25 protein-coding genes are annotated in these 25,723 nt (G+C 72.2%); 10 read left to right on the top strand and 15 right to left on the bottom strand.

Features of this window, described 5'->3' with window-relative positions; genetic code table 11:
* The first annotated feature begins 18 nt into the window (after positions 1-18).
* The gene (locus ACIPYW_RS08290; protein ID WP_400412580.1) at positions 19-1,002 is read left to right on the top strand and encodes an SRPBCC domain-containing protein; all 984 of its coding nucleotides are present in this window, start codon (positions 19-21) and stop codon (positions 1,000-1,002) included.
* 138 nt (positions 1,003-1,140) lie between these two features.
* Here ACIPYW_RS08290 and ACIPYW_RS08285 read toward each other — a convergent pair whose 3' ends face one another.
* Genes ACIPYW_RS08285 through mvk form a run of 5 tightly spaced genes read right to left on the bottom strand, consistent with a single transcriptional unit; the run spans position 1,141 to position 6,496 of the window.
* Complete coding sequence (locus ACIPYW_RS08285; RefSeq protein ID WP_400412579.1) at positions 1,141-2,301, bottom strand: hydroxymethylglutaryl-CoA synthase; 1,161 nt, start codon at positions 2,299-2,301, stop codon at positions 1,141-1,143.
* Positions 2,298-3,362 carry a hydroxymethylglutaryl-CoA reductase gene (locus ACIPYW_RS08280; RefSeq protein ID WP_400412577.1) on the bottom strand — a complete coding sequence of 355 codons (1,065 nt, stop codon included), beginning with the start codon at positions 3,360-3,362 and terminating at the stop codon, positions 2,298-2,300. The genes ACIPYW_RS08285 and ACIPYW_RS08280 overlap by 4 nt, the downstream gene beginning before the upstream one ends.
* A complete protein-coding gene (locus ACIPYW_RS08275; RefSeq protein WP_400412575.1) occupies positions 3,355-4,455 on the bottom strand; it encodes a phosphomevalonate kinase in 1,101 nt (366 codons plus the stop codon). Before ACIPYW_RS08275 ends, ACIPYW_RS08280 begins: the two co-directional genes overlap by 8 nt.
* The gene (gene mvaD, locus ACIPYW_RS08270; RefSeq protein ID WP_400412574.1) at positions 4,452-5,471 is read right to left on the bottom strand and encodes a diphosphomevalonate decarboxylase; all 1,020 of its coding nucleotides are present in this window, start codon (positions 5,469-5,471) and stop codon (positions 4,452-4,454) included. Before mvaD ends, ACIPYW_RS08275 begins: the two co-directional genes overlap by 4 nt.
* A complete protein-coding gene (gene mvk / locus ACIPYW_RS08265; protein WP_400412572.1) occupies positions 5,468-6,496 on the bottom strand; it encodes a mevalonate kinase in 1,029 nt (342 codons plus the stop codon). The genes mvaD and mvk overlap by 4 nt, the downstream gene beginning before the upstream one ends.
* A gap of 141 nt (positions 6,497-6,637) precedes the next feature.
* On the opposite strand from mvk, the gene ACIPYW_RS08260 reads away from it, so the two are divergent.
* Genes ACIPYW_RS08260 through ACIPYW_RS08245 form a run of 4 tightly spaced genes read left to right on the top strand, consistent with a single transcriptional unit; the run spans position 6,638 to position 10,215 of the window.
* The gene (locus ACIPYW_RS08260) at positions 6,638-8,248 is read left to right on the top strand and encodes a DHA2 family efflux MFS transporter permease subunit (protein ID WP_400412570.1); all 1,611 of its coding nucleotides are present in this window, start codon (positions 6,638-6,640) and stop codon (positions 8,246-8,248) included.
* Between the two features lie 47 nt (positions 8,249-8,295).
* Positions 8,296-8,769, top strand: coding sequence for a MarR family winged helix-turn-helix transcriptional regulator (locus ACIPYW_RS08255; protein ID WP_400412567.1), 474 nt, complete (start codon positions 8,296-8,298; stop codon positions 8,767-8,769).
* 22 nt (positions 8,770-8,791) lie between these two features.
* Entirely contained in the window at positions 8,792-9,214 is a 423-nt protein-coding gene (locus ACIPYW_RS08250; protein WP_290133993.1) for an organic hydroperoxide resistance protein, read from the top strand.
* Between the two features lie 26 nt (positions 9,215-9,240).
* Positions 9,241-10,215 carry a zinc-binding dehydrogenase gene (locus ACIPYW_RS08245; RefSeq protein ID WP_290134193.1) on the top strand — a complete coding sequence of 325 codons (975 nt, stop codon included), beginning with the start codon at positions 9,241-9,243 and terminating at the stop codon, positions 10,213-10,215.
* 57 nt (positions 10,216-10,272) lie between these two features.
* On the opposite strand, the gene ACIPYW_RS08240 is transcribed toward ACIPYW_RS08245, so the two are convergent.
* The 5 genes from ACIPYW_RS08240 to ACIPYW_RS08220 form a co-directional block, all read right to left on the bottom strand.
* Positions 10,273-12,042 carry a chloride channel protein gene (locus ACIPYW_RS08240; protein WP_400412564.1) on the bottom strand — a complete coding sequence of 590 codons (1,770 nt, stop codon included), beginning with the start codon at positions 12,040-12,042 and terminating at the stop codon, positions 10,273-10,275.
* A gap of 68 nt (positions 12,043-12,110) precedes the next feature.
* Complete coding sequence (locus ACIPYW_RS08235) at positions 12,111-12,560, bottom strand: MarR family winged helix-turn-helix transcriptional regulator (RefSeq protein ID WP_290133991.1); 450 nt, start codon at positions 12,558-12,560, stop codon at positions 12,111-12,113.
* A 21-nt stretch (positions 12,561-12,581) separates the two neighbouring features.
* Positions 12,582-13,286, bottom strand: coding sequence for a DUF4396 domain-containing protein (locus tag ACIPYW_RS08230; protein ID WP_400412562.1), 705 nt, complete (start codon positions 13,284-13,286; stop codon positions 12,582-12,584).
* Between the two features lie 141 nt (positions 13,287-13,427).
* Positions 13,428-14,885 (bottom strand): sugar porter family MFS transporter, encoded by a 1,458-nt coding sequence (locus ACIPYW_RS08225; RefSeq protein WP_400412560.1) that lies wholly within the window; start codon positions 14,883-14,885, stop codon positions 13,428-13,430.
* A 145-nt stretch (positions 14,886-15,030) separates the two neighbouring features.
* The gene (locus ACIPYW_RS08220) at positions 15,031-15,540 is read right to left on the bottom strand and encodes a hypothetical protein (protein ID WP_400412558.1); all 510 of its coding nucleotides are present in this window, start codon (positions 15,538-15,540) and stop codon (positions 15,031-15,033) included.
* A gap of 150 nt (positions 15,541-15,690) precedes the next feature.
* Between ACIPYW_RS08220 and ACIPYW_RS08215 the strand changes: the two genes are divergently transcribed.
* Genes ACIPYW_RS08215 through ACIPYW_RS08205 form a run of 3 tightly spaced genes read left to right on the top strand, consistent with a single transcriptional unit; the run spans position 15,691 to position 17,699 of the window.
* Positions 15,691-16,158: a DUF1348 family protein gene (locus tag ACIPYW_RS08215; protein ID WP_400412556.1), complete on the top strand. Its 468-nt coding sequence runs from the start codon at positions 15,691-15,693 to the stop codon at positions 16,156-16,158.
* Positions 16,158-16,763 carry a TetR/AcrR family transcriptional regulator gene (locus ACIPYW_RS08210; RefSeq protein WP_400412554.1) on the top strand — a complete coding sequence of 202 codons (606 nt, stop codon included), beginning with the start codon at positions 16,158-16,160 and terminating at the stop codon, positions 16,761-16,763. The genes ACIPYW_RS08215 and ACIPYW_RS08210 overlap by 1 nt, the downstream gene beginning before the upstream one ends.
* A 21-nt stretch (positions 16,764-16,784) precedes the next feature.
* Positions 16,785-17,699 carry a LysM domain-containing protein gene (locus ACIPYW_RS08205; protein ID WP_400412552.1) on the top strand — a complete coding sequence of 305 codons (915 nt, stop codon included), beginning with the start codon at positions 16,785-16,787 and terminating at the stop codon, positions 17,697-17,699.
* A gap of 253 nt (positions 17,700-17,952) precedes the next feature.
* Here the strand turns inward: ACIPYW_RS08205 and pgi are convergent, their stop codons facing one another.
* The 5 genes from pgi to ACIPYW_RS08180 all read right to left on the bottom strand — a co-directional run bounded on the left by pgi (position 17,953) and on the right by ACIPYW_RS08180 (position 23,720).
* Positions 17,953-19,659 carry a glucose-6-phosphate isomerase gene (pgi, locus tag ACIPYW_RS08200; protein WP_400412551.1) on the bottom strand — a complete coding sequence of 569 codons (1,707 nt, stop codon included), beginning with the start codon at positions 19,657-19,659 and terminating at the stop codon, positions 17,953-17,955.
* Positions 19,660-19,857: 198 nt separating this feature from the next.
* Positions 19,858-20,868 (bottom strand): nitronate monooxygenase, encoded by a 1,011-nt coding sequence (locus ACIPYW_RS08195; protein WP_400412550.1) that lies wholly within the window; start codon positions 20,866-20,868, stop codon positions 19,858-19,860.
* A 61-nt stretch (positions 20,869-20,929) separates the two neighbouring features.
* Positions 20,930-23,173 carry a heavy metal translocating P-type ATPase gene (locus tag ACIPYW_RS08190; protein ID WP_400412548.1) on the bottom strand — a complete coding sequence of 748 codons (2,244 nt, stop codon included), beginning with the start codon at positions 23,171-23,173 and terminating at the stop codon, positions 20,930-20,932.
* Positions 23,170-23,388: a heavy-metal-associated domain-containing protein gene (locus ACIPYW_RS08185; RefSeq protein ID WP_400412547.1), complete on the bottom strand. Its 219-nt coding sequence runs from the start codon at positions 23,386-23,388 to the stop codon at positions 23,170-23,172. The genes ACIPYW_RS08190 and ACIPYW_RS08185 overlap by 4 nt, the downstream gene beginning before the upstream one ends.
* A 29-nt stretch (positions 23,389-23,417) precedes the next feature.
* Complete coding sequence (locus tag ACIPYW_RS08180; RefSeq protein WP_400413569.1) at positions 23,418-23,720, bottom strand: metal-sensitive transcriptional regulator; 303 nt, start codon at positions 23,718-23,720, stop codon at positions 23,418-23,420.
* Positions 23,721-23,941: 221 nt separating this feature from the next.
* Here ACIPYW_RS08180 and ACIPYW_RS08175 point away from each other — a divergent pair, with 221 nt between their 5' ends.
* Both ACIPYW_RS08175 and ACIPYW_RS08170 read left to right on the top strand, forming a co-directional pair.
* Positions 23,942-25,099 carry a helix-turn-helix domain-containing protein gene (locus ACIPYW_RS08175; RefSeq protein ID WP_400412546.1) on the top strand — a complete coding sequence of 386 codons (1,158 nt, stop codon included), beginning with the start codon at positions 23,942-23,944 and terminating at the stop codon, positions 25,097-25,099.
* 187 nt (positions 25,100-25,286) lie between these two features.
* Positions 25,287-25,723 (top strand): Asp23/Gls24 family envelope stress response protein (locus ACIPYW_RS08170; protein WP_400412544.1); only part of this gene is annotated, 437 nt, incomplete at its 3' end.

Here is a 25,723-nt window from a genome sequence, read left to right as displayed (position 1 = left end):
ACTCGACGAGGAGCCACCATGCCCGTGACCAGCGTCCACACCGACCCGGAAGCCCTGACGACCACGCTCGTCGCGGACTTCCCCGTCCCGGTCGAACGACTCTGGGGAGCGTTCACCGACCCCCGGCAGCTCGAACGGTTCTGGGGCCCGCCGGGCTTCCCCGCGACGTTCTCCGCGTTCGACCTCCGCCCGGGAGGCCGTGCCCGCTACGACATGACCGGCCCGGACGGCGAGGTCTACCGCTCCGTCTGGCTCGTCATCGCGGTGGACGCCCCGACCCGACTCGCGTTCGACGACCTGTTCGCCGACGAGTCCGGCGAGGTCGATCCGTCGCAGCCGGCGAGCACGAGCGTCCTCGACTTCGAGGCGACGGACACCGGCTCACGCGTCCGGGTCACCACGACGTTCCCGGACGCGGCCGCGCTCGAGACCCTCCTCGCGATGGGCATGGAGCAGGGCTACGCAGAGGCGTTCGGGCAGCTCGACCGGGTGCTCGCGGACCTCCGGGAGTACGCGCTCGGGAAGGGCGTCGTCACCGAGGTCCTCGACGACACCCACGTCCGCTTCACCCGCGCGTTCGAGGCCCCGCGACACGTGCTCTGGCGCGCGCACACCGAGCCGGAACTCGTGCGTCGGTGGCTGCTCGGCCCGGACGGCTGGGCGATGACGGTCTGCGAGAACGACCTCCGGCCGGGCGGACGGTACCGGCAGGCCTGGGCGCCCGTCGGGGACACCGAGGGCGAGCCGTTCGGCTTCGAGGGCGAGAACGCCGTCGTCCAGCCGGAGCGCCGACTCGTCAGCACCGAGGCGATGACCGGGGCACCCTACCCGCCGAACACGAACGACCTCACGTTCGACGAGGTCGACGGCGCGACGCTCCTGACCCTGCTCGTCACGTACCCGAGCGTCGAGCAACGGGACGCGATCCTCGCGACCGGCATGACCGACGGCATGGAGGCGAGCTACCGGCGTCTGGAGCGCGAGGTGCTCGCGACGGCGTGACCGGTCGCGTCACGGCGTGACCAGCAGACGGCCGGGAGGCCCGTGGCGGCGCCGCCACGGGCCTCCCGGCCGTCACCGGGTCGCGCCGGGCGCGGGGCGCCGCGAACGTGACAGGGTGCGGCCCAGGGCGCCCCCGCGTCAGTCCTGCGTCGTCGGCTCGTAGCGGCGGGCACCGCCACGGACCCCGGCGAACCGGTACGGCCCGGTCGTGACCCGCGGCCGCTCGGTGTCCTCGCTCGTCGCGGCACCCGCGGCGTGGAGCTCCCGGTACGCGTCGACCGTCAGCGGGACGCGGGCGTCGAGCATCGACCGGACGCGGCCCTCCCGGCGGTGCGAGCGGTACCCGGGCCGGACGATGCCGGTCAGGAGCTCGCCGACGCTGCCCGAGCCGTAGCTGAACATCGCGATCCGCTGCCCGTCGAGGTCGTCGTCGAGGTCGAGCAGTGCCGCGAGGGCGATCCAGATCGACGCCGTGTACGTGTTGCCGGTCTGCTTGTTGTACGTGAAGCCGATCGCGAGCTCGGCGTCGTCGAACGGCTGCCCGACGTGCTGCGCGAGCTTCCGGTGCGCCTTGATCGCCATCTTCGTGAACGGCTGGTGGTGCACCCAGCGCGTGATGTCCTCGTAGCCGGGTCCACCCTGCGCCACGAGGTCGTCCCAGGCCCCGACGAACGCGTCGACGTAGGCGGTGACCGACAGGCGACCGTCGACGAGCGCTGTGGAGCGGTCGTTCGGCCGCCAGAAGTCGTCGACGTCGGCGGTGAACACACCCGCGGCCGGTTCGATCTCGATGAGGTCGGGGTCGGCGGTCACGAGCACCGCCGCGGCACCGGCACCCTGGGTGGGCTCGGCCGCCGTGTCGACGTCGTACCGTGCGACGTCGGCGGCGATGACGAGCACCCGTTCGTGCGGCGCCCGCGCGACGATCCCGAGGGCGAGCTGCACGGCGGCCGTCCCGCCGTAGCAGGCCTGCTTCAGCTCGACGACCCGGACGGACTGCGGCAGCCCGAGCAGGCCGTGCACGAACACGCCGGCGGCCTTCGACTGGTCGACGCCGGACTCGGTGGCGAACAGCACGGTCCGGATGCCCTCGACGCCGTGGCGGTCGATGATCTCCTTCGCCGCCGCTGCTCCCATCGTCACGATGTCCTCGTCCGGCGCGGGCACGCTGAAGGCGTCCTGCCCGATGCCGACGTGGTACTTCGCCGGGTCGACGCCGAGCCGCTCGGCGAGGTCGTCGAGCTCCAGCACGTGGTGGCCGGTCGCGATCGCGATGTCGTGGATGCCGATGGCGGTCATGCTGCACCTCCTGCTGCCGCGCCGCGTCGTTCCATCGCGACGTGCGCTGCCATGAGTTCTCCCGGGTTCGTCTGCGCCGCGAGGAGCGACAGCTCCCCGCACAGCACGGTCGCCGCGCACAGGGCGGCCAGGCGGCGGGCGTTCTCACCGGGGGCGCGGTCCTCACGGCAGCCGAGCCGCACGAGGGCGTCCTCGACGACGGGCAGGTCACCGCCCTTCCCGTTGCCGACCGTGCCGACGATGAGGTGCGGCAGCGAGGTCGCGAAGTACAGGTCGTCGCCGCGGACCTCCGCGGACGTGATGCCCTGGGACCCCTCGACGATGTTCGCCGCGTCCTGGCCGGTGGCGAGGTAGAACCCGAGCAGCATGTTGGCGTAGTGGGCGTTCGCGGAGCGCAGGGCGCCGGCGATCGTGGAGCCCACGAGGTTCTTCGCGACGTTCAGCTCGGCGATCCGCTCGGGGGTGGAGCGCAGGCGCTTCGAAACGACTTCCCCCGGGATGACGATCTCGGCGATGGTGTTGCGGCCGCGACCGCGGATGCCGTTCACCGCGGTGGCCTTCTTGTCGGTGCAGAAGTTGCCCGAGATGCTGACGTAGCGCAGACCCGGCTCCCACGACAGGATCGCGGGCAGCAGCTTGTCGGCCGCCTGCGTGACCATGTTGTGGCCCGAGGCGTCCCCCGTGGTGAACGCGAAGCGGAGGAACAGCAGGTCGCCGACGATCTCGGGGTGCACCTCGATGAGCTTCGCGAACCGGCTCTGCCCGGTCACCAGCGCCTCGAGCTCGTCCTGGCGCGCGAGGATGCGACCGGCCGCGACGTGCGCTGCCGCGGCGCTGTCCGCCCGGACCACGACGGACCGGGTCATGCGCTCGTCGACGACGGTCGCGACGATGCCGCCCTCGACCATGCGCGAGATGCGCGCCCCGCGACCGACGGACGGCCACAGCGGCGATTCGTAGGTGGCGAGCGGGACCTCGTGCTCCCCCTCGACCGCGTTCCCGGAGACGCGGATCGGCCCGACCCACTTGGTCGGGATCGGCGTGGTGGTCGGGTCAGTCATCGAGGTCTCCTTCGGGCGCCTGCACCGCGACGCTGAGGTGCCTGATGTCGTGCGCCTCCCAGGCGCGGTGAATGGCGGTGAGGTCGGTGTCCGCCGGGACGAGCGCGATGCCGCAGTCGCCGCCGCCGGCTCCGGACGGTTTCGCCGCGCCGCCGGCCTGCTCGACGACGTCGCACAGGGTGGCGAGCCGTTCGGTCTCGATCTGCGACCCGACGGACGCGCCGAGGCGCTGGAGCAGGACGCGGGCGCGTCGGAGCGCGTCGAGCGTCCGCTCGGCGTCGCCGGACTGGAGGCCCGTGGTCAGGTCGTCGACGCAGGCCCGGCTCTCGTCGAGGAACGCCTGGTACCCGCCGTCGCGGTGCTCGCGCACGACGCTGACGAGCTTGGTGGTCGACGCGGGCGAACCGGTCCAGCCGACGAGGAGGCGGAGGTCGGTCGGCGCCGGCAGACGCTGCACGTCGAAGCCGGTCCAGGCGTCGGTGTCGTCGAGGATGCCCGAGACGCTGCCGTCGCCGCGGTCGGACGCGGATCGCAGCATCGCGGCGAGCAGTTCGCGGTCGGGGGCGCTGTAGCGGAGCCACCCACCGAAGGTGCTCGCGGCGAGGTCACCGCCGGAGGCCCGCGGGTTCACCCGGATCGTCGCCAGCAGCGCCACGCGGAACCGGTCGCGCTGCGTCAGGCCGATGCCGTAGAAGCGGTCGAGGGCGCCAACGGTCGCGACGGTGACCGCGGCGGACGACCCGAGGCCGAACTTGCGCCCGCTCGCGTCGTCGAGCTGGCTCTGGATCCGGAGGTCGTGGAACCGCGGCGCGATCCCCCGCTCGGCGCGGAGCTTCTCGACGAGGTCGATCGTCGCCATCACGTAGTCGTACGGGTGGTGCTCCCGGTCGAGCGCGAGGCCGTCCTCGGCACGGGTCCACGTCAGCGGCAGGTGGCCGTACTCTTCCGAGTGCACGCTGCCGGACCCGTGGCCCTCGCTGACCCGGGCCGTGATGGCGCGGTCGAGCGCGATGAGCACGGACGGTTGCCCGGGCTCGACGACGGCGTACTCCCCGGCGACGAACAGCTTGCCGTGGGCGCGGAACTCGATCACTCGGCGGACTCCTCCGGTCGGACGACGACCGGGGCGGGTGCCTCTCCGGTCGTCGCGGTTCGTTCGGAGCGGACGAGGTGCGCGCCTGGTCCGGTCCCGGACTCGATGACGTCCCCGTGCCCGGCGAGGGCGGTGGCGACGGCGGACCGGTCCTGTGGTGTGGTGAGCACGACCACGTTCGGGCCCGCGTCGGCGGTGGCGTACGCCTGCAGTCCGGCGGCGCGGAGCTCGGCGACCGCGTCGAACACGGCGACGCTGCGAGCGGTCAGGTAGCGGATCGGGGGGAAGGCTCCCTCGATCGTGGCGTGCATGCGGAGGGCGTTGCTCTCGGTGAGCTCGCCGATGCGGAGGAAGTCCCCGGCTGCGCAGGCCGTGAGCACCTCGGTGACGGTCTCCGTCGTCGAGGTCACCCAGGCCGGGTAGAACGGCGACGTCGCGATGGTGCGGCGCATGGCCTCGCGGGAGCCGATCGGTTTCGGACCGGCGTCGATCGTCACCACGACCATGGCCATCGGCGGGGCGGGGACCGTCTCGGCGTACGAGCCCTGGTCGTCACCGGCGTGCCAGACCGCGACGCCTCCCGGGATCGACCGCGTGGCTGACCCGGAACCCCGGCGGGCGAGCCGGGACAGGTCACGCTCGGACAGGTCCAGCCCGTACGCGGCCGCGGCGGCGGTCGCGAGGGCGGCGAAGCCCGAAGCGCTCGACGCGAGGCCGGCACCGGTCGGGACGGTGTTCTCACTGACGACCGAGGCGTGCTCGGTCGACCCGGCGAGCGTGCGCACGAGGTCGAGGAACTGCGTGACCCGCACCAGCGCACCGTCGGTCGTGACGGCGCCGTTCAGCGTCAGGGTGTCGTCCGCCGTCCCGCCGACCGTGACCGTGGTGGTCGTCGGGAAGACGTCGAGCCCCATCGAGACGCTGCCGGTCGCCGGCAGCGCGAGGGTCGCGTCCGCCTTGCCCCAGTACTTGACGAGGGCGATGTTGGGGTGCGCGACGGCCGTTGCGGTGGTCATGCGCGGTCTCCGATCGTGGTGGTCCAGGTGGCTGCGGCACCTGCGCCGCGCAGGGCTGCCGCGATGCGGTCAGCGTGGTCGTCGTCGGTGGCGAGGGCGAGGACGCAGCCCCCGCGGCCGCCGCCCGTGAGCTTCGCGCCGAGGGCACCGGCCGCACGTGCCGCGGAGACGAGCCGGTCGAGGTCGTTGCTCGAGACGTCGAGGTCGGCGAGCAGCCCGTGCGCGGCGTCCATGCTCGCACCGAGCGCCTGGGCGTCCCCGCGCTCCAGGGCGGTCCGGGCAGCTCGGGCGAGCTCGCCGATCGCGTCGACCGTCGCTCGGACCGCGACCGGGTCACGCTCGAGACGGTCCCGGACGGACGCGACCGCTTCGCGCGTGTGCCCGGGGACGCCGGTGTCCGCGACGACGAAGGTGCACCGCGCTCCGAGGGCGACGGGTTCGACACGGCCGCCCTCGAACCAGACGGGGGCGTCCGCGACGACCCCGCGCGCGTCGAGTCCGGACGGGCGCCCGTGGGCGATGCGCTCGCACTCCTGGACCAGCTCGTGGTGGGCGTCGGCGTCGAGGGTCTCACCGAGGGCGTCGGCCACGGCGGCGGTGACGGCGGCGGCGACCGCAGCACTCGACCCCATCCCCCGGGCGGTCGGGACGTCGCTGTCGACGCGGACGTGGAACCGGCGGTCGGTCACGCCGAAGTGGCGCAGCGTCGCGGTCACCGCGGTGACGGTCGGCAGGACGGCCGCGGGCGCGGTGTCGAGGGGGCCGGTGTGCACCGCGGACTCGAGCAGGTGACCGGTCGCGGGGTCCGTGTCGGGGCCGCGGTCGACGCGCGCGGGGTCGGGCTCGACCGGGGTGACCGTCGCGACCACGACCGCGTCGAGGACCGGCAACACGAGGGCGGGTGCGCCGTGGACCACGGCGTGCTCCCCGATGAGGATCGTCTTGCCGTGGGAGGCGGCGCGTCCCGTGCGGCGGGTGTCGCCGGCGGCGGGGGCCGCGGTGTGGTCGAGGTGGTTGCTGGTCATCGTGGGTCACGTCAGCCTAACCGTCCGTGCCCATGCGCGTGCTCGACGCCGGCCGTACCCCGTCGGTGAGCGACCTCCACGCCGGCGCGGCAGGCGGCGTACGGTGATCGTCAGCATGCTGACGATCACAGGAGGCACCGCATGAGCACCCCACACCCCCGCGCCGTCGAGGACCCGGCCGCGATCGACCGCCGGCGCTGGGCCGGCCTCGTCGTGATCAGCGTCGCCGTGTCGCTGATCATCGTGGACTCGACCATCGTCAACGTCGCGATCCCGAGCATCGTCCGAGACCTGGACATCGGCTCGACCGCGGTGCAGTGGGTGCAGGAGAGCTACACCCTGGTGTTCGCGGCGCTGCTGCTCGTGTTCGGCTCGCTCGCCGACCGCCTCGGGCGACGGCTCCTCATGGTGACCGGCGTCGCGGTGTTCGCGGCGGCGTCGGTGCTCGCCGCGCTGGCACCGACCGGCGAGCTGCTCGTGCTCGCCCGCATCGTCCAGGGCGTCGGCGGCGCGATGGTCCTCCCGACGACGCTGTCGCTCGTCAACGCGAACTTCACCGGCCGCGAGCGCGGCATCGCGTTCGCCGTCTGGGGGTCGACGATCGGGGGCATGGTCGCCGTCGGGCCGCTGCTCGGCGGGTGGCTCACGACCTCGTTCTCGTGGCGCTGGGCGTTCGGCATCAACATCCCGCTCGGCGTCGCGATCGTCGTCTGCGCGTTCCTCTTCGTCCGCGAGTCCCGCGACGCCGTGCACGCCGGCCGGATCGACGTCGTCGGGGCGGTGCTCAGCGTGCTCACGAGCGCGTCGCTCGTGTTCGGACTCATCGAGGGGCGGACCTACGGGTGGTGGACGAACGCCGAGCGGCTCCGGATCGGCGACTGGTCGTGGCCCGGCCCGCTCTCCCCCATCCCGTACGCGTTCGGGCTCACCGTCGTCGCCGGCGTGCTGTTCGTGCTCTGGACGCTGCGACGGCAGCGGCACGGCCGCTCGACACTCATCGCCCTCGACCTGTTCGGCATCGCGTCGTTCCGCGGCGGCTCGATCGCGGCACTCATCGTGTCGCTCGGCGAGTTCGGCATCATCCTGTCGCTCCCGCTGTGGCTGCAGAACGTGCTCGGCTACTCGGCGCTCCAGACCGGGTTCGTGCTGCTCGCCCTCGCCGTCGGGTCCTTCGTGGCGAGCGGGTTCGCCGCGACGGCCGGACAGCGCATCGGCGCCCTCCGGATCGTCCGGCTCGGCATCGGCGCGGAGATCGTCGGCGTCGCCGCGGTCGGGTTCGTCGTGTCGTCGTCGACGCCGTGGTGGGCGATCGTGCCGTGCCTGTTCGTGTACGGCTTCGGTGTCGGTCTCGCCACCGCGCAGCTCACCGGGGTCGTGCTCCAGGACGTCCCGGTCGAGCGGAGCGGTGAGGCCTCCGGCGCACAGAGCACGGCGCGGCAGATCGGGTCCGCGCTCGGCATCGCGGTGCTCGGCACCGTCCTCTTCACCTCGACGAACACGCTGCTCGAACACCGACTGGAGGACGCCGGCACCCCGTCCGCGACCGCCTCACAGGTGGCCGACGCGGTCGTGACGTCCTCCGGCGGGGCGATCGCCGGACTCCGCGAGCAGGACCCGTCGGCCGCGGACGCCGCAGCGGAGGCCTTCAGCGACGGGACCCGCGCGGCGGCGTGGTCCGCTGCGGGCTTCCTCGTGCTCGGTCTCGCCGCGACGCTGCGGCTCCGGGCATGGCGTCCCGACGACGAGGACTGACGCATGTATCGGTTGTGCACAACTGAGTTGCGTGCAACACTGTCGTCATGCCCGTGACCGACGAGATGGTGTGCTTCTCCCTCTACGCCGCCTCCCGCGCGACGACCCAGGCATACCGGACGATGCTCGAGCCCTGGGGCCTGACGTACCCGCAGTACCTCGTGCTGGTCACCCTCTGGATCGAGGGCGACCAGACCGTCTCGTCCCTCGGCGACCACCTGCAGCTCGACTCCGGCACCCTGTCGCCGCTCCTGCGCCGCATGGAGCAGGCCGACCTCGTCCGCCGCGAGCGACGGAGCACCGACGAGCGCGTCGTCACCGTCAGGCTCGGCGACCGCGGGCGCTCGATCCGCCCCGAACTCGCGCACGTCCCCGCCCGCATCGCACAGGGCATGGGGCTGCCGGACGAGCAGGCCGCGCTCGAGCTCATCGGCACACTCCAGCGCCTCACCGCCACCATGCACGCCGCAGCCGAGCCCCGGGCCGACGAGCCCGCCGGCGCGACGCAGCAGCAGCACTGACCCCCACGAAGGAAGGAACCACATGGAAGCCCTCTACACCGCCGAGGCCCTCTCCACCGGTGCCGGCCGCGACGGCCGTGTCGCGACCAGCGACGGCTCGTTCGCGCTCGACCTCGCGATCCCGAAGGAGATGGGCGGCTCGGGCAACGGGACGAACCCGGAGCAGCTGTTCGCCGCCGGGTACGCCGCCTGCTTCCACTCCGCACTCCAGGGCGTCGCCCGGGCGCAGAAGGTGAAGATCACGGACTCGTCCGTCGGCGGCCGTGTGCAGATCGGCCCGAACGGCGACGGTGGCTACCAGCTCGCCGTGCTGCTCGAGGTCGTGCTGCCCGGACTCGAGCACGACCAGGCCCAGGCCCTCGCGGACGCCGCGCACCAGGTGTGCCCGTACTCGAACGCCACCCGCGGCAACATCGACGTCACCATCACCGTCTCGGAGGACTGACCATGACCGACACCACCCCCACCGCCATGCGCGCCGTCGTCCACCACGAGTTCGGCGAGCCCGCCGACGTGCTGACCGCCGAGGAGCGCCCGGTCCCCACCCCGGGCGCCGGCGAGGTCCTCGTCCGCACCGTCCTCTCCCCGATCCACAACCACGACCTGTGGACCATCCGCGGTACGTACGGCTTCAAGCCCGAGCTCCCCGCGGCCTCCGGTACCGAGGCGCTCGGCGTCGTCGAGGCCCTCGGCGAGGGCGTCACGAACCTGTCGGTCGGCCAGCGCGTCGCCGGTGGCACCTTCGGCGTCTGGGCCGAGTACTACGTCGCGAACGCCGCGGGTCTCGTGCCGGTGCCGGACGCGATGACCGACGAGGACGCCGCGCAGCTCGTCTCGATGCCGTTCAGCGCCATCAGCCTGCTCCACTCGCTCGACCTGCACGAGGGCGACTGGCTCATCCAGAACGCCGCGAACGGTGCGGTCGGCCGCATGGTCGCGCAGCTCGGCAAGGCCCGCGGCATCAACGTCATCGGGCTCGTCCGGCGCGCCGCCGGTGTCGAGGAGCTCCGCGAGCAGGGCATCGACCGCATCGTCGCCACGGACGCGGACGACTGGCAGGACCAGGTCCGCGCGATCACGGGCGGCGCCCCGATCATCGCGGGCGTCGAGTCCGTCGGCGGCAAGGCCGCCGGTGACATCGCCTCGGTGATGGGCGAGAACGGCACCCTCGTCGTGTTCGGCGCGATGGCCTCCCCCACCCTCGAGATCCCGTCCGGCAAGGTCATCTTCGGCCAGCTCACGGTCAAGGGCTTCTGGGGCGCGGTCGTCAGCAAGACCATGGACGCGCCGCTCAAGCAGCAGCTCTTCGGTGAGCTCATCTCGCGCGTGCTCGACGGCTCGCTGACCCTCCCGGTCTCCGAGGTCTTCCCCTTCGAGGAGGCCCGCGCCGCGGCGCGCGCCAGCGACACCGCAGGCCGCGTCGGCAAGGTGCTCCTGCGCCCGTAGCGCACGCAGCAGACGGACTGGAGGCGCGGTGCCAGCTGGTACCGCGCCTCCAGTCCGTCAGGCGGCGGGGACCAGAGCCCGCAGCGCGTCTGCCTGACCGAGCCACCCGACCGGGCGGCCGTCCCCGTCGACCACCGGCAGGCCGGCGGTGTCCGACGCCTCGATCACGTCCTGCACGACCCCGTCGAGCTCGACGTCGTCGTGGACCGCCGTCACGTCGGACGCGACGTCGAGCACCGGACGGTCCGCGAAGTCCACGTCGGTGAGCACCGATTCGCCGGCGGACCGCGCGGACACGACGCCCGCGAAGCATCCCTCGGCGTCCACCACGACGACCGGTGCACCACCGCCGGACTCGACGGCCACGAGCGCCTCGGCTGCGGTCGCGGTCACCGGTACCAGCGCGCCGAGCGGCCGCGCGGCACCACCGACCGTCGCCCCCGAGGACCGGCGGACCGGGACCGCCGAGTCGGTCAGGTCCACGCCGCGGCGACTGAGCTTGAGCGTGTACACGGTGTCGCGCGACAGGACCTTCGACACCGCCGTCGCGATGACGACCGCGACGACGACCGGCAGGACGAGCGCGTAGTCGCCGGTCAACTCGAAGAGCATGATGCCCGCCGTGATCGGTGCGCGGGTCGACCCGGCGAACACCGCTCCCATCCCGACGACCGCGAACGCCCCGATCTGCCCGTGCAGGGCCGGCTCGACCACCGCCGCGGCCTCGCCGAAGGCCGCGCCGACCATGGCCCCGATGAACAGCGACGGCGCGAACACCCCGCCGGAACCGCCGATCCCGAGCGTCAACGAGGTGGCGAGCACCTTCCCGACCACGAGCACGGCGAGGAACCCGAGCGCGTACTGCCCGGCGACCCCGTGCTCGAGGACCGGGTACCCGACGCCGTACATCTGGGGCAGCGCGAGCAGGAGCAGGCCGAGGAGCAGGCCGCCGACGACGGGCCGCAGCCACTCCGGACCGCGGCTCGCCCGCCACAGGAGGTCGCAGGCGTCCTCGACGAGGTACAGCACCCGGGTGAAACCGATGCCCACCGCTCCCGCGACGAGCCCGAGCAGCGCGAAGAGCAGGTACTCCGGTGCGGTGACCCCGCCGATCGCCGGCAGGTGCAGGAACGCCGAGTCGCCGAAGACCGCGCGCCCGACGAGCGCCGCTGTCACGCTCGCGATCGCCACCGCGCCGAACGACGTCGGCGTGAAGTCGCGGAGGAGGAGCTCCAGCGCGAAGAAGACCCCGGCCACGGGAGCGTTGAACGTGGCGGAGATGCCGCCGGCCGCACCGCACGCGACGAGGGTCTTCAGCCGGACCTCGGGCATCCGCATCCACTGGCCGATCGTCGAACCGAGTGCCGAGCCGATCTGGATGATCGGCCCCTCCCTGCCGACGGAGCCGCCTGCCCCGATGCAGATCGCGCTCGCGAGGGTCTTCACGACGGCGACGCTGCCGCGGATCCGACCGCCCTTCCGGTCGACCGCGAACATGACCTCGGGCACGCCGTGCCCCCGCGCCTCGCGCGCGAACCGGTGGATGAGCGGCCCGTAGAGCATCCCGCCGACCGCGGGGGCGAGCACCACGAAGCCGGCGCCGAGCCACGGGACCCACGGGTTCGCGGGGTGCCCGCTGGTCGCGGAGTAGTCGGCGTGCCCGCTGAGGACCCACGTGGCGTGCTCGATGAGCCAGCGGAAGACGACGGCGGCGAGCCCGGCGCCGGCACCGACGACGAGGGCGGGCAGGGCGAGTCGGACGGCGGCGCCGCCGAAGCGGGTACCGGCGGCGTGCAGGTGGGAGCGGGCGGGAGCGGATGTCGACACGGTCCTCCAGAGTTGTACGAGCACAATGATTGTACGCGTGCAACTACAGGGAGGCGAGCACTGCTGGGTCAGCCCCCGAAGGCCGAGACCTCCTCCGGCAGCGGCTCGTCCATCGCCGTCCGCAGCGCCCGCATCCCGGCGACCACCGCGGGCCGCTCCGCCTCGGGCACCCGCTCCAGCACCTCCGCCAGCTCACGGCTCCGTCGCGCGCTGACCTCGTCGACGAGCGCCCGACCGCGGTCCGTCGCGGCCACCAGCACCTCACGCCGGTTCGCAGCACCCGGCCGGCGCTCGACCCAACCTCCGGCCACGAGGCGGTCGACGTTGCGCGTCAGCGTGGAGGGTTCGACCGCCAGACGCTCGGCGAGGTCGCCGGCACGGGTCGGCCCCAGCGTGGTGACGAGCACGATCAGCCGGAACTGCGGGACGGTGACGTGCTCGAGAGCGGGCGTCAGCGAACGCGCGACGATGCCGAGCAGCCCTCGGGACGCCGCGAGCACCTCGTCGATCTCAGCCATGCCCACCATCCTCGCAGCCCGTCACATGGCTTCCTTGATCCCGCGACGCACCAGCCAGGCGTTCACCGGGTAGGCACACACGAACCCGGCGACCATGGCGAGCTGCATCGCCACCCAGAACTCCGGCGAGAAGACACTCGCCCGCCCGCCGAAGAGCGCGGGGAACACCACGAGCTGCCACACGGCCATGAGCCCGTACATCCCGATCTGCCACGCGACGATGCTCAGCGTGTCGGCCTTGAGGGCGGCGACGAGCCCGGCACGGACGCCGAGTCCGCGCATCGGGGCGATGGCGAAGTACTGGAAGCCGATGCCGAGCAGGTAGGCGAGGACGAAGTCCACGATCCACCCTGCGACCATGCGGTCCTGGTAGAGCGAACCCAGCCCGACGACGGCACCGATCGCCGGGAACCAGGCGAGCCCGAACTCGCCCACCAGGTCGCCGAGGGCACACCCCGCGCCACAGTGGCTCGTGTCGATCGCCGTCCCGGCCCACCGGCCGTGGTCCGGCGCGGTCGCCCTCCCGCGTCGGAGGTAGATCACGAGCCAGACGACGCTGCCGAACAACATCGTCAGTGGCCAGACGAGCGCCATCACCCGCATCTGCGGCGGGTGCCGGACGACGTCGACGGCGACGAACGCCGCGCAACCGACCGCGACGACCAGGAGCACCGCGCAGAGCGCGGTGAGCGGGGACGGGAAGGCATGGATCCCGAGCTCGACCACGGCCACCACCTCGACTTGTACGCGTACAACGACAGGACGAGCCTACGGTCGGGTCACCACGCTGCTCTCAGCCGGCTGACTGACGGACGGGAGGCCCGTGGCGGATCCGCCACGGGCCTCCCGTCCGTCAGTCGTGCGCGGTCAGGCGCGCGCCTTCTTCTTGTCGACCACGAAGATGTTGCCGGTGGTGACGCCCTCTTCGACCTCCTCGAGGGTGCGGCCGCGGCTCTCCGGCACGAACTTCCAGATGAAGAGCAGAGCGAGGACGCCGACGACCGCGAAGCCGAAGAACGTCCCGGTGATGCCGGTCGCCGCCACGATCGTCGGGAAGTACAGACCGAGGAACGCGTTCGCGATCCAGAGGCAGAACACCGCGATGCCCATGCCGAGCGCGCGGATCTGCGTCGGGAAGATCTCCGACAGGACGACCCACACGGCGATGTTGAGGAAGGTCTGCATCGATCCGACGAAGGCGACGACGAGGAACAGGATCACCCACGGGCGCGCCGGGTTGCCCGTCACGAGCAGCATCGAGGCGATGCCGATGAGGAAGTGGCACACGGTGGTCAGCGAGAACCCGATGAGGAGCGTGGTCCGCCGGTTGATGCGCTCCATGTTCGCGAGGGCGATCACACCACCGATCACGGCGATGACACCGGGAGCGATGTTGGCGATGAGCGCTGCCTGCGCCTCGAAGCCGGACTCGATGAGGACCGTCTGGCCGTAGTACATGATCGAGTTGATGCCGGTGAGCTGCTGGGCGACGCCGAGCCCCGCGCCGATGAGCACGATGCGGATGAGCCACTTGTTGCCGAGCAGCGTGCGCCACCCGCTCTGCCGCTGGACCTTCGCCTCGAACTCGTTCGTCCGCTTGATGTCCTCGAGCTCCGCCGTCGCGCGCTCCTTCGAGCGGATCTGTCCGAGCACCTCGAGGGCCTCGTCGTTGCGCCCCTTCGACGCGAGCCACCGCGGCGACTCTGGTACCCGCAGCATGCCGACGAACAGCGCGATCGCAGGGAGGGCACAGACGGCGAGCATGACGCGCCAGACGCCACCACCCTCACCCCAGAGGCTGCCGATGATCGCGTTCACCACGAACGCGGCGAGCTGCCCGATCACGATCATGAGCTCGTTGCGGCCGGACAGCGAGCCGCGGATCTCGTAGGGCGCCAACTCGGCGAGGAACACCGGCACCACCGTCGACGCACCGCCCACCGCGAGTCCGAGCAGCACGCGGCCGACCACGATCACGCCGAAGGACGGGGCGAAGACGCAGATGAGGGTGCCGACGAAGAACGCGACGGCGAGCAGGATGATCGTCTTCCGGCGCCCCCACCCGTCGGCGACCCGACCGCCGAGCATCGCGCCGATCGCCGCGCCGAACAGCAGGGAGCTCGTGACGACGCCCTCGGTGAGGTTCGTCAGGCCGAGCTCGGCCTTCATCGGGTTCAGGGCACCGTTGATGACACCGGTGTCGTACCCGAAGAGCAGGCCGCCGAAGGTGGCGACGAGGGCCAGCACGCCGAGGCGGCGGCGGTGCGGCCCCGTGCCGACGGGGGGCAGTGCGACAGCCGGTGCTGTCGGCTTGATGTCGACCATTCGGTGACTCCTTCGTCCGTGATCGCGCTTCATCGCGTGGAGCGATCGTAACCCGAATCCATGTCCTGTCAATCAGTCATTCTGTCGTCAGGGCAATTGGATCGGTCCATAAAAGCCCTGATCAGTGTCGGAGCGGTCCAAACGGTCAGTGCTCGTCCGGCTCCCGCCGCGGGGACTCGTCACCGAGGACGTCCCCCAGTGAGGCCATGCCCGCACCGTGGTCCGTGTACCGACGCACCGTTCGGCGTGCCGCAGCACTCGCGGCCCCGGCGAGCTTCGGGTCGCGCCGAGCGGCGTCGGCGACACGGCCGGCGTGCCCCGCTGTGGACAGCAGCACGTTCGCGAGGGCTCGGGCACCACCCTGCTCGGGGACACCGGCGATCGACCACGCGGAGCGGACCTGCTCGTCGGGGCTGACACCGCGACGGGTACCCATCCGGTGCCAGTCCGACAGCACCCCCTCGGTGCGGTCGGCGGCGCGGGCGGATTCGTCGGACCGTCGACGAGCGGCATCCCGGGCGGCATCGTCGGCCAGGGCATCGCGTGCCGCGACCGACTCGGCTCGCGCTCGGGCCGCAGCGTCGTCCCCGCCGGACTCGGCGATGCGGGCGGCGTGGGCGGCTGCTGCTGCGGCGAGGATCTCGGAACGGTCCATGCCGACGACGCTAACGCCTGCGGCCGACAGCGAGCGACCGACGAGAGTCGTGGTTGACAGGAGCTCCCCTTGGTCTGTACCTTTTGGTACACACAAAACCGATCGGTACAAACTGTGTCGAACGGTACAAGCCGACCGGAGGAACCCGCGATGCCCCGACCACCGCTCCCCCCGTTCACCGCCGGATCCGCCGCCGTCAAGGCCCGAGCCGCCGAGGACGCGTGGAACACCCGCGATCCCGAGCGGATCTCCCTCGCCTACAGCGAGGACAGCTGGTGGCGGAACCGCTCGACCTTCGTGCAGGGCCGCCCCGCGATCGTGGCGTTCCTCGCCGACAAGTGGGAGCGAGAGCTCGACTACCGCCTCATCAAGGAGGTCTGGGCGTACACGGACGACGTCATCGCCGTGCGCTTCGCGTACGAGTACCACGACGCCGGCGGACAGTGGTTCCGTGCGTACGGCAACGAGAACTGGAAGTTCGACGAGGATGGTCTGATGACCCACCGCCACGCTTCGATCAACGACGTCCCGATCGACGAGTCGGAGCGCAAGTTCTTCTGGGACGCCTCCGGCCCGCGCCCGACCGACCACCCGGGCCTCAGCGAGCTCGGGCTCTGATGGCCCGGACCGTCCTCGACCGGTCGGACGTCGTCCTCGCCCTCGCGGGGGTGTTCCGCCGGCGTGGCTTCGACGGCGGATCGCTCTCCGTCATCCAGCAGGAGACCGGTGTCGGCCGCGGCAGCCTGTACCACTTCTTCCCGAACGGCAAGACCGACATGGCGGCCGCCGTGCTCGACCAGGTCGGCGAGTGGTTCGAGGAACACGTCTACGCTCCGCTGCGCACCGCCGAGGACCCAGCGGAGGCGATCGGCGCGATGGCGGAGGAAGTCGCGGGGTACTTCGTCTCCCGTGAGCGTGTGTGCCTGTTCGCAGCGATCTCACTGGGCGACGAGCAGGGAGCGTTCACCGGCCCCGTGCGGCAGTACTTCACCGACTGGGTCGATGCCCTCGCGACCGCGCTGCGCACCGGCGGGCTCCCCGCCGACGAAGCAGCCGAACGCGCGCTCGACGCGGTCGCGGCGATCCAGGGCGCGCTGGTCCTCGCGCGCGCTCACGACGACGACGCGGTCCTCCTCGGGATCGTCGACCGCACCAGGCGGAACCTCCTCGCCGACCGCTCCGAGCCACCGACCCGGTTCGCGCTGGCGCCCTCGCCCGGTTAGCATCGCGCCGGAGGGGGAACCATGAGGAAAGCACCGAGGACTGCCGCCGCACTGGGGCTCGTGACGATCGGCGCCGTGACGCTGAGCAGCTGCGCGCTGCTGCGGAGTCCGGAGCCCGTTCCGGAACCGACGCGCACCTCGCCGTCCGCGAGCGTCTCCGCGAGCCCGACCCCGACGCCGGACGAGTCGTCGGCCGAGGCCCTGCTCGAGGCATCGGCACACCCGCGGACACCGACCCCCGAGCCGTCGGAAGCGGCGGCTCCCGCGCCGACCCTGAGCCGGATCGCCGCCGGCACGGTCGTGGCGGAGGGGAACGTCGCGTCACCGCTCGGCAGCGTCCACTTCCACTTCCGCATGGTCTCCGACGGGGACGACACGTTCTCGGCGCAGTACTCCGGCTTCACGTCGACGCTGCCCGTCCCGGTGTCGGTCTCCCTGTTCGAGAAGCCGCGGGCGGTCGGCGACGGTCTCACCTACCGTGGCGTCGGCGACCACCAGCTCGGCGGCGCGACCGCGGCACCGGGATCCTCGGCGACGGTGCCGCTCGACGGTTCGGGCGTCGACCCGTCCGGGCTCACCACCCTCGTGACGTACTCGTCCGCCGGGCCGGACGCCGGGGTCCCGGTCGAGCTCGGCCCCGGCAAGGTCCTCGCCGTGACGACGGTTCGCTGGTCGGTGCCCGCACGGACGACGAACGTGCGACCCGTCGACGGTGGTGCGCGGTCGAACGCTGCCGGGAAGGTCACGGCGACGACGCCGAGTGGCGCGCCGAGGTCGTACGTCGTGGCGCCGGACGACCTCATCGGTGACGTCGCGGCGCGGTTCGGCATCAGCGTGCGCGCGCTCGTGTGGTTGAACGAGGGCGTGCAGGTGTTCGGCGACGACCAGTACCTCTACGAGGGAACGACGCTCAACCTCGACCCACTGGCGCGCTGACCCGCAGCCGTCACGGCCCGAGTCTCAGAGCGCCTGGCCCGAATCTCGGACTCAGCGACACTTCTCGGTGTGCGCGCACCGAGAACTGTCGCTCACGTCGAGATTCGGCCCAGATCCGACCCGCACGTGCGTGCGTGCAGACGGGAGGCCCGTGGCGGATCCGCCCCTCGCTCGCAGGCTCGCTCGGCGCACCCCGCACGACGCTCCGCGTCGCCGCCGAGCGGGGTGCGCCCGTCTGCTGTCCGGTCGCGTGCTACTTCCGCAGCTCCAGGTACTTCGCGATGAGCGCCTTGGTCGAGGAGTCCTGCGCGTCGAGCGCATCGCGGTCGCCCTCCACGGCCGGGGTGACCTGCAGCGCCAGCTGCTTGCCGAGCTCCACGCCCCACTGGTCGAACGAGTCGATGCCCCAGATGGTGCCCTCGGTGAACACGATGTGCTCGTACAGCGCGATGAGCTGCCCGAGGACGCTCGGGGTGAGCTCCGGCGCGAGGATCGACGCGGTCGGCTTGTTGCCCGGGAACGTGCGCGCGGCGACGATCCCCTCGTCCGTGGTGCCCTCGGCGCGGACCTCGTCGGCGGTCTTGCCGAACGCGAGCGCCTTGGTCTGCGCGAAGAAGTTTGCGAGGAACAGGGTGTGCACGTCGGTGCCCGGCTGGACGCCCTTGCCGTCGCCGGTCTCGTCCGTGAGGGGACGCGGCGGGTTCGCGATCGTGATGAAGTCCGCCGGGACGAGGTTCGTGCCCTGGTGGATGAGCTGGTAGAACGCGTGCTGGCCGTTCGTTCCGGGCTCGCCCCAGAAGACCTCACCGGTGGAGGTCGTCACCGGGCTGCCGTCCCAGCGGACGCGCTTGCCGTTCGACTCCATGGTGAGCTGCTGCAGGTAGGCCGGGAAGCGGTGCAGGTACTGCGTGTACGGCAGCACCGCGTGGCTCTGGGCACCGAGGAAGTTCGAGTACCAGACGTTGAGCAGCCCCATCAGGACGGGGACGTTCTGCTCGAGCGGGGTCGTGCGGACGTGCTCGTCGATCGCGTGGAACCCGGCGAGGAACTGCTCCCAGTTCTCCTTGCCGATCGCGACGACCACGGCGGTGCCGATCGCGGAGTCGACCGAGTAGCGGCCGCCCACCCAGTCCCAGAAGCCGAAGGCGTTCTCCGGGTCGATGCCGAACGCGGCGACCTTGTCGAGGGCGGTCGAGACGGCGACGAAGTGCTTCGCGACCGCGTTCGCCTTGTCCTCGTCGGAGCCGTCGGTGAGCCCGAGACGCTCCCAGAGCCACTGGCGTGCGAGCCGGGCGTTCGTCAGGGTCTCGAGCGTGCCGAAGGTCTTCGACGCGACGATGAAGAGCGTCGTCTCGGGGTCGAGGTCGGCGGTCTTCTCGTAGATGTCGGCCGGGTCGATGTTCGAGACGAAGCGGGCCTCGAGCCCCTGCTGCACGTACGGCTTGAGGGCCTCGTAGACCATGACCGGCCCGAGGTCGGAGCCGCCGATCCCGATGTTGACGACGGTCTCGATCCGCTTGCCGGTCACGCCGGTCCAGGCGCCGGAGCGGATCTGCTCGGCGAACGCGTAGACCTTGTCGAGCGTCGCGTGCACGTCGGCGTCGACGTCCTGCCCGTCGACGACGAGCGCCGGGGAGGCTCCGGCCGGGCGACGGAGCGCCGTGTGGAGGACGGCGCGGTCCTCGGTGACGTTGATGTGCTCACCGGCGAGCATCGCGCGGAAGCGCTCGGCGACGCCGGTGTCCTCGGCGACCTGCAGCAGGTCGGCGAGGATCTCCTCGGTCACGAGGCCCTTGGACAGGTCGACGGTGAGGTCGGCGGCCTGGAACGTGTACTTCGCAGCACGCTCGGGGTCGCTGTCGAACCACCCACGCAGGTCCGGGGTGAAGCCGTCGGCGATGGCGGCGAGCTTCTTCCAGCCGTCGGTCGATGTGGGGTCGACGGGAGCGGATTCGGTCACGAGGGGTCCTCCTGGATCACGTGGGAACACAGTCCGCCGGTCACCGCAGCACTGCGTCGCGGACCACGTTCGAGCGTAGTGCCGTCGCGGTGCGCCCGCGCACAGTCCGCGTTCGCTGTGGACGGACCCTCGCCGGGCCCCGCCTGTGCAGGACAGGTGCCGGATCCGGACCACCTCGGCGCCCGCAGCGTGCCCGGGTCAGGCGAGCAGCGCCTCCAGGGCGTCGGCGACCGGACCGTCGGACGCGGCCCGCCAGGCACGACCCGCCCACAGGTGCAGGCGGTGCGGATCGCCGCTCGCGGCGGCGTCGGTCCGGAGCGGCCGCGTGAGGTGGTGCAGCGCCGGGTAGCCGAGCGGCGCGTCCGGGTGCGCGCGGGTGAAGGCGTTCGCGAGGGCCCGGGCCGGGCGACCCGTGAAGGCCCGCGTGAGCACCGTGCGGTCGAAGGCCGCGTCCGCGAGCGCTGCGCGGTGGGTCGGCGACGTCTCCGCCTCGTCGGTCCGCAGCACGGCGGTGCCCACGGCGACCGCCGAGGCTCCGGCCGCAAGCTGCTCGCCGACGTCCTCCGCCCCGCCGATGCCGCCGGCCGCGACGACCGGCAGCGGCGTCGCCGTCACCACGGACCGGACCAGCTCCACGAGCGGCACCGCCCGCACGGGCACCCGCGGATCGAGCACGGCGGAGTGCCCACCGGCGGCCTCCCCCTGGACGAGCAGGACGTCGACGCCACGCTCCGCTGCCGCGACCGCCTCGACGGGGTCCGTCACCGACTGCACCGTGACGACGCCGCGACGCCGGAACGCCCGCACGACCGACGTGTCGGGCAGGCCGAACGTGAACGAGACGACCGGGACGGGGTCGTCGAGGAGCGCCGCGACCTTGTCCGACCAGGCGTCGTCGTCCTCGTGGCGGGGCGGCAGTGTCCGGCCGGCCTCGTGCTCGAGCTCGGCGCGGTAGGCCTCGTACGCCTCCGGGTCGACCGGGACCGGGTTCGGGACGAAGAGGTTCACCCCGAAGGCCTCAACGCCGGCTGCTCGGACCGCCGCGACCTGCGAGGTCATGGCGTCGACCGTCTGGTACCCGGCGGCGAGCTGCGCGAGGTGCCCGGCGCTGGCTGCGGCGACCACGAGGCCGGGCGCGCTCGGGCCGCCGGCCATCGGTGCGACGTGGACGGGCGCTGCGGTACCGAGGACTCCGGGCAGGGAACGCATGTGCCCATCCTGCCGCGGCAGCCGGCGAGCGTCGGGCCGTCGAGTATCAGGCCGTCGAGCATCAGGCCGTCGGTCGGAACCGCCGCAGTCGCAGGCTGTTGGTGACGACGAACACCGACGAGAACGCCATCGCCGCCCCCGCGAGCACCGGGTTCAGGAGTCCCGCCATCGCGAGCGGGATCGCCGCCACGTTGTACGCGAAGGCCCAGAACAGGTTCCCCTTGATCGTGCGCAGGGTCGAGCGGGACAACCGGACGGCGTCCGCCACGACCGTCAGCCGGCCGCTCACCACGGTGATGTCGCTCGCGGCGATCGCCGCGTCCGTCCCGGCACCCATCGCGATGCCGAGGTCGGCCGCCGCGAGCGCTGCCGCGTCGTTCACGCCGTCGCCGACCATCGCGACGACCCGGCCCTGGGCCTGCATCCGCCGCACGGTGTCGAGCTTCGACGCGGGGGTCGCCCGGGCGTGCACCTCGTCGATGCCCACGGCGTCGGCCACCACCCGTGCGGCACCGCCGTTGTCACCCGTGAGGAGCACCGGGCGCAGGCCGAGCGCGCGGAAGCGCTCGACCGCGATCGCCGACTCGTCCTTCACGGTGTCCCCGACCACGACCACGCCGAGGACTGCGCCGTTCCGCGCGACCACGACGGCGGTGGCTCCGTCGGCCTCCGCACGAGCGACCGCGTCCACCGTGTCCGACGGGACGTCGACCGCCCACGCGTCGCGCACCCATTCCAGGCCGCCGACGAACACGGCGTCGCCGTCGACGACGGCCTGGACACCGGCACCCGGGGTCGCGACGAAGTCGTCGGCGCGGACGACCTCGACACCGCGGTGTCGTGCAGCAGCGACCACTGCCCGGGCAACGGGGTGCTCGGAGCCGTCCTCGACGGCGGCGGCCAGGGCGAGCAGGTCGACGTCGCGGAGTCGGGGTAGGGGTCCAGCGCCGTCCGCGGGCACGACGGCCCGCACGGTCATCGCACCCGTCGTCACCGTCCCGGTCTTGTCGAGCACGATCGTGTCGACCGTCCGGGTGCGCTCGAGCACCTCCGGACCGCCGATCAGGATGCCGAGCTGCGATCCCCGTCCGGTCCCGACGAGCAGGGCCGTGGGTGTCGCGAGTCCGAGCGCGCACGGGCAGGCGATGATGAGCGTCGCCACCGCAGCCGTGAACGCGGCCGTGACGGAGCCACCGAGGACGAGCCAGCCGACGAACGCGAGCAGTGCGAGTCCGATGAGCACGGGCACGAACACCCCGGACACCCGGTCGGCCAGCCGCTGCACGTCGGCCTTGCCGGTCTGGGCCTCCTCGACGAGCCGTCCGATGCGGGCAAGCTCCGTCTCGGCACCGACCGCGGTGGTCGTCACCTCGAGCCGGCCGCCGACGTTCACGGTCGCCCCGGTGACGTGGTCGCCGGTCCGGACCTCGACCGGGACCGCTTCGCCCGTGAGCATGCTGAGGTCGACCGCCGACGACCCCGCCCGGACGACGCCGTCGCTCGGGATGCGCTCGCCCGGCCGGACGACCACCACGTCACCGACGACGAGGGACGACACCGGCACGCGCGACTCGTCCCCACCGCGGAGCACGGACGCGTCCTTCGCTCCGAGTTCGAGCAACGCCCGCAGCGCCGCCCCGGACTCCCGCTTCGCGCGGGCCTCCATGTACCGCCCGGCGAGCACGAAGACCGTCACGGCGGACGCGACCTCGAGGTAGAGCTCGGTCCCCTCCGGATCGGCGGCGAACCACGAGAACGACATGTGCATGCCGGGCATCCCGGCGTCGCCGAGGAACAGCGCGTACAGCGACCACAGGAAGGCCGCGGCCACGCCGACACTGACGAGGGTGTCCATCGTCGCGGCACCGTGCCGCGCGTTCACCCATGCGGCACGGTGGAACGGCAGGGCGCCCCACACGGCGACGGGCGCGGCGAGGGCGAGCGCCGCCCACTGCCAGTTCGGGAACTGCAGGACCGGCACCATCGAGAGCACGACGACCGGGAGCGCGAGCACCGCCGACACCACGAGACGTCGTCTGAGCAGTGTCGTCTCGTCGTCCGCGCGCGGCGTGTCCGTGGGTGCCGCTGGCGGAGTCGGGACCGTCGCCCCGTAGCCCGCCGACGCGACGGTGGCGATGAGCCGGTCGACGTCGACGTCGGCGGCGTCCTCGACACGCACCTGCGCCTTCTCGGTCGCGTAGTTGACCGTGGCCGTGACCCCGGGGAGCTTGCCGAGCTTCCGCTCGATGCGGTTCGCGCACGAGGCGCAGGTCATGCCCGTGATGTCGAGCTCAACGTCGCTCACGACCGCACGACCTCGTACCCCGCTTCCGCGACCGCGCTGCGGAGGACGTCGTCGTCGACGGGCGCGTCCGAGGTGACCGTGACGGTCGACGAACCGCCGGGCACGAGGTCGACCTCGACGCCCTGGACGCCGTCGACCTCGGACAGTTCCTCGGTGACGCTCATCACGCAGTGCTCGCAGGTCATGCCGGTGACGAGCAGGGTCTCGGTGGTCATGCTGGTTCCCTCCATCGGGTTCGGTCGGTTCAGGAGCGGACGAGGCGGGCGATCGCGTCGCTCGCCTCGCGCACCTTCTGGTCGGCGGCCTCGCCGCCCTCGGCGACGGCCTCGGCGACGCAGTGCTTGAGGTGGTCCTCGAGCAGCGAGAGTGCCACCCGTTCGAGCGCACGGTTCGCCGCGGAGATCTGGGTGAGGACGTCGATGCAGTACGTCTCGTCCTCGACCATGCGCGCGATGCCGCGCACCTGGCCCTCGGCGCGGCGGAGCCGCTTGAGCAGGTCGTCCTTGTCGCCGATGTACCCGACGTGCGCGTGCGTGTCCTCGTGCATGGTTCCTCCGCCCACGACAACAGGGTACCCCCCTGGGGTATTCCGGGTCACCAGGTCGCGGGACCACGACACCCGGACAGGGCCCACGCCGCCGGTTCCGGAGCGACGCGCCAGCGGCGGTCCGGCCGTGCCGGTGGGGAGAGGCACGGGTCGGCTCCCACGGATCGAGTCACGCCCGTCGGGGGGGGCGGTTGTCCACCCCGATCGTGTAAGCAGTCCCCATGAGCACCGCGTCGTCCAACGGGTTCCGGAAAGCGCGGTACACGCACGACGACGGCACGGACTACGGCACGATCTTCACGTCCGAGTACGCCGGGCGGCAGTTCGCGAGTGAGACCTACGCGACGCAGGACACCCGCTACGAGTACACGGTCGTCGGTGACGACGACCTCACCCTCCGCTCGATGCGGGCCCTCGGTGGCCGCCGTGGCGGGGTGATCGGACCGCGGACCGACCACGTGGTGTTCTGGCTGACCGAGGGCGAGCTCGAGATGCACTTCCCGGACCGGACGCGGGTCGTCCGACCGGGAACGCCGTACATCGCATCCGCGTCCGAGGCGTACCGCTTCGAGTCGTCCGGCACGATCTACCACGGCATCCACGTCGCTGACTCGTTCCTCCGGGAGGTCGGACAGCAGCTCGGCTTCCGGCTGCCCGACGGCCCGCTGCTCTTCGACCAGCAGGACGAGGCGATCGCACGACGTGAGCCACTCCGTCGGCTGCTCCGCGAACTGCAGTGCTCCCTCCTGGACGAGCGCGTGACCGGGCCCATGCGGACGGCCCTCAACCGCCGGCTGGCGACCGTGGTGCTCGACACGTTCCCGATCCGGAACCGCGGGGACGACGTGCCGGTGGCGAACCGGCTGCGGGACGCCGTGCGCTTCATCGAGGAGCACGGCGCCGAACGTCCGTCCGTCGCCCGCATCGCGGCGTCCTGCGGGCTGAGCGAACGCGGCCTCCAGGAGGTGTTCGCCCGCACGATGGGCACGAGTCCGCGCCGGTTCCTCCGCGACCACCGACTCGACCGGGTCCGGGACGAGCTGCTCCAGGGCGATGACCAGACCGTGTCGGCCGTGTCCGCCCGCTGGGGCTTCACCAACCCGGGGCGGTTCGCACGCGACTACCGGGAGCGCTTCGGCGAGGACCCGGCGGCGACGCTCCGTGACCGGTCGAGCGCGCGACTCCGGCTCGCGGTCGCGTTCATCGAGCAGCACGTCGACGACCGCCTGACGGTGTCCCGGATCGCCGAGGCCGCCGGTGTCCGACCGCGTCGACTCCAGCAGCTGTTCCAGGCCGAACACGGCACGACGCCGAGCGCCTACGTCGCCGCGGTCCGGCGACGGAAGGCTCCGGAGCCGGCCGCAGTCCGGACGCACTGAGGCAGCCGTTTCCCGCGTCCTGGTCGTCCGTGTCCCCCGCGGGGGTACAGGAATCAGTGCGCTCCGCGACCCTTCCTGGGAGTCCACTGATTCCTCTCAGACCGCCGTGACGACGGTCGGTGGTGCCCCGTCTCATCCGTGAACAGCAACCGCTGGGAACGCCCGGCGGGACACGGAAGGAGCAACCATGGCTGACACCACGACCACCTCGACCACCACCACGCCGCGCACCGCCGCAGCGAGCTCGTCCAGCGCCTCGGGCAAGACCGTCATCGATGACACGGTCGTCGCGAAGGTCGCCGGCATCGCGGCCCGCGAGGTCAACGGCGTGCACTCGCTCGGCACCGGTGCGGCCCGTGCGATCGGTGCGATCCGCGACGCGATCGGCCAGCGCGACTTCGGCCAGGGCGTCAAGGTCGAGGTCGGCGAGAAGCAGGTTGCCGCTGACGTCGTGATCGTCGCCGAGTACCCGGTCGCCCTCCAGCAGGTCGCCGACGGCGTCCGCTCCGGTGTGGCACGTGCCCTCGAGCAGATCGTCGGCATGGAGGTCGCCGAGGTCAACGTGACCGTCCAGGACGTCTACATCCCGGGCGACGACGACAACGACGACGAGAAGAAGGAGTC

The sequence above is a fragment of the Curtobacterium sp. NPDC089689 genome, from assembly GCF_044749145.1.
Lineage (GTDB): Bacteria > Actinomycetota > Actinomycetes > Actinomycetales > Microbacteriaceae > Curtobacterium.
Note: the sequence above shows the minus strand (reverse complement) of the source record. Positions and strands in the feature narration are given on the sequence as shown.

What these genes read in the sequence shown, in the direction of transcription:
- ACIPYW_RS08290 (WP_400412580.1), top strand. Translation starts at nt 19, where the DNA reads ATGCCCGTGACCAGCGTCCACACCGACCCGGAAGCCCTGACGACCACG.
- ACIPYW_RS08285 (WP_400412579.1), bottom strand. Translation starts at nt 2,301, where the DNA reads ATGACCGCCATCGGCATCCACGACATCGCGATCGCGACCGGCCACCAC.
- ACIPYW_RS08280 (WP_400412577.1), bottom strand. Translation starts at nt 3,362, where the DNA reads ATGACTGACCCGACCACCACGCCGATCCCGACCAAGTGGGTCGGGCCG.
- mvaD (WP_400412574.1), bottom strand. Translation starts at nt 5,471, where the DNA reads ATGACCACCGCAACGGCCGTCGCGCACCCCAACATCGCCCTCGTCAAG.
- mvk (WP_400412572.1), bottom strand. Translation starts at nt 6,496, where the DNA reads ATGACCAGCAACCACCTCGACCACACCGCGGCCCCCGCCGCCGGCGAC.
- ACIPYW_RS08260 (WP_400412570.1), top strand. Translation starts at nt 6,638, where the DNA reads ATGAGCACCCCACACCCCCGCGCCGTCGAGGACCCGGCCGCGATCGAC.
- ACIPYW_RS08255 (WP_400412567.1), top strand. Translation starts at nt 8,296, where the DNA reads ATGCCCGTGACCGACGAGATGGTGTGCTTCTCCCTCTACGCCGCCTCC.
- ACIPYW_RS08250 (WP_290133993.1), top strand. Translation starts at nt 8,792, where the DNA reads ATGGAAGCCCTCTACACCGCCGAGGCCCTCTCCACCGGTGCCGGCCGC.
- ACIPYW_RS08245 (WP_290134193.1), top strand. Translation starts at nt 9,241, where the DNA reads ATGCGCGCCGTCGTCCACCACGAGTTCGGCGAGCCCGCCGACGTGCTG.
- ACIPYW_RS08235 (WP_290133991.1), bottom strand. Translation starts at nt 12,560, where the DNA reads ATGGCTGAGATCGACGAGGTGCTCGCGGCGTCCCGAGGGCTGCTCGGC.
- ACIPYW_RS08225 (WP_400412560.1), bottom strand. Translation starts at nt 14,885, where the DNA reads ATGGTCGACATCAAGCCGACAGCACCGGCTGTCGCACTGCCCCCCGTC.
- ACIPYW_RS08220 (WP_400412558.1), bottom strand. Translation starts at nt 15,540, where the DNA reads ATGGACCGTTCCGAGATCCTCGCCGCAGCAGCAGCCGCCCACGCCGCC.
- ACIPYW_RS08215 (WP_400412556.1), top strand. Translation starts at nt 15,691, where the DNA reads ATGCCCCGACCACCGCTCCCCCCGTTCACCGCCGGATCCGCCGCCGTC.
- ACIPYW_RS08210 (WP_400412554.1), top strand. Translation starts at nt 16,158, where the DNA reads ATGGCCCGGACCGTCCTCGACCGGTCGGACGTCGTCCTCGCCCTCGCG.
- ACIPYW_RS08205 (WP_400412552.1), top strand. Translation starts at nt 16,785, where the DNA reads ATGAGGAAAGCACCGAGGACTGCCGCCGCACTGGGGCTCGTGACGATC.
- ACIPYW_RS08195 (WP_400412550.1), bottom strand. Translation starts at nt 20,868, where the DNA reads ATGCGTTCCCTGCCCGGAGTCCTCGGTACCGCAGCGCCCGTCCACGTC.
- ACIPYW_RS08185 (WP_400412547.1), bottom strand. Translation starts at nt 23,388, where the DNA reads ATGACCACCGAGACCCTGCTCGTCACCGGCATGACCTGCGAGCACTGC.
- ACIPYW_RS08180 (WP_400413569.1), bottom strand. Translation starts at nt 23,720, where the DNA reads ATGCACGAGGACACGCACGCGCACGTCGGGTACATCGGCGACAAGGAC.
- ACIPYW_RS08175 (WP_400412546.1), top strand. Translation starts at nt 23,942, where the DNA reads ATGAGCACCGCGTCGTCCAACGGGTTCCGGAAAGCGCGGTACACGCAC.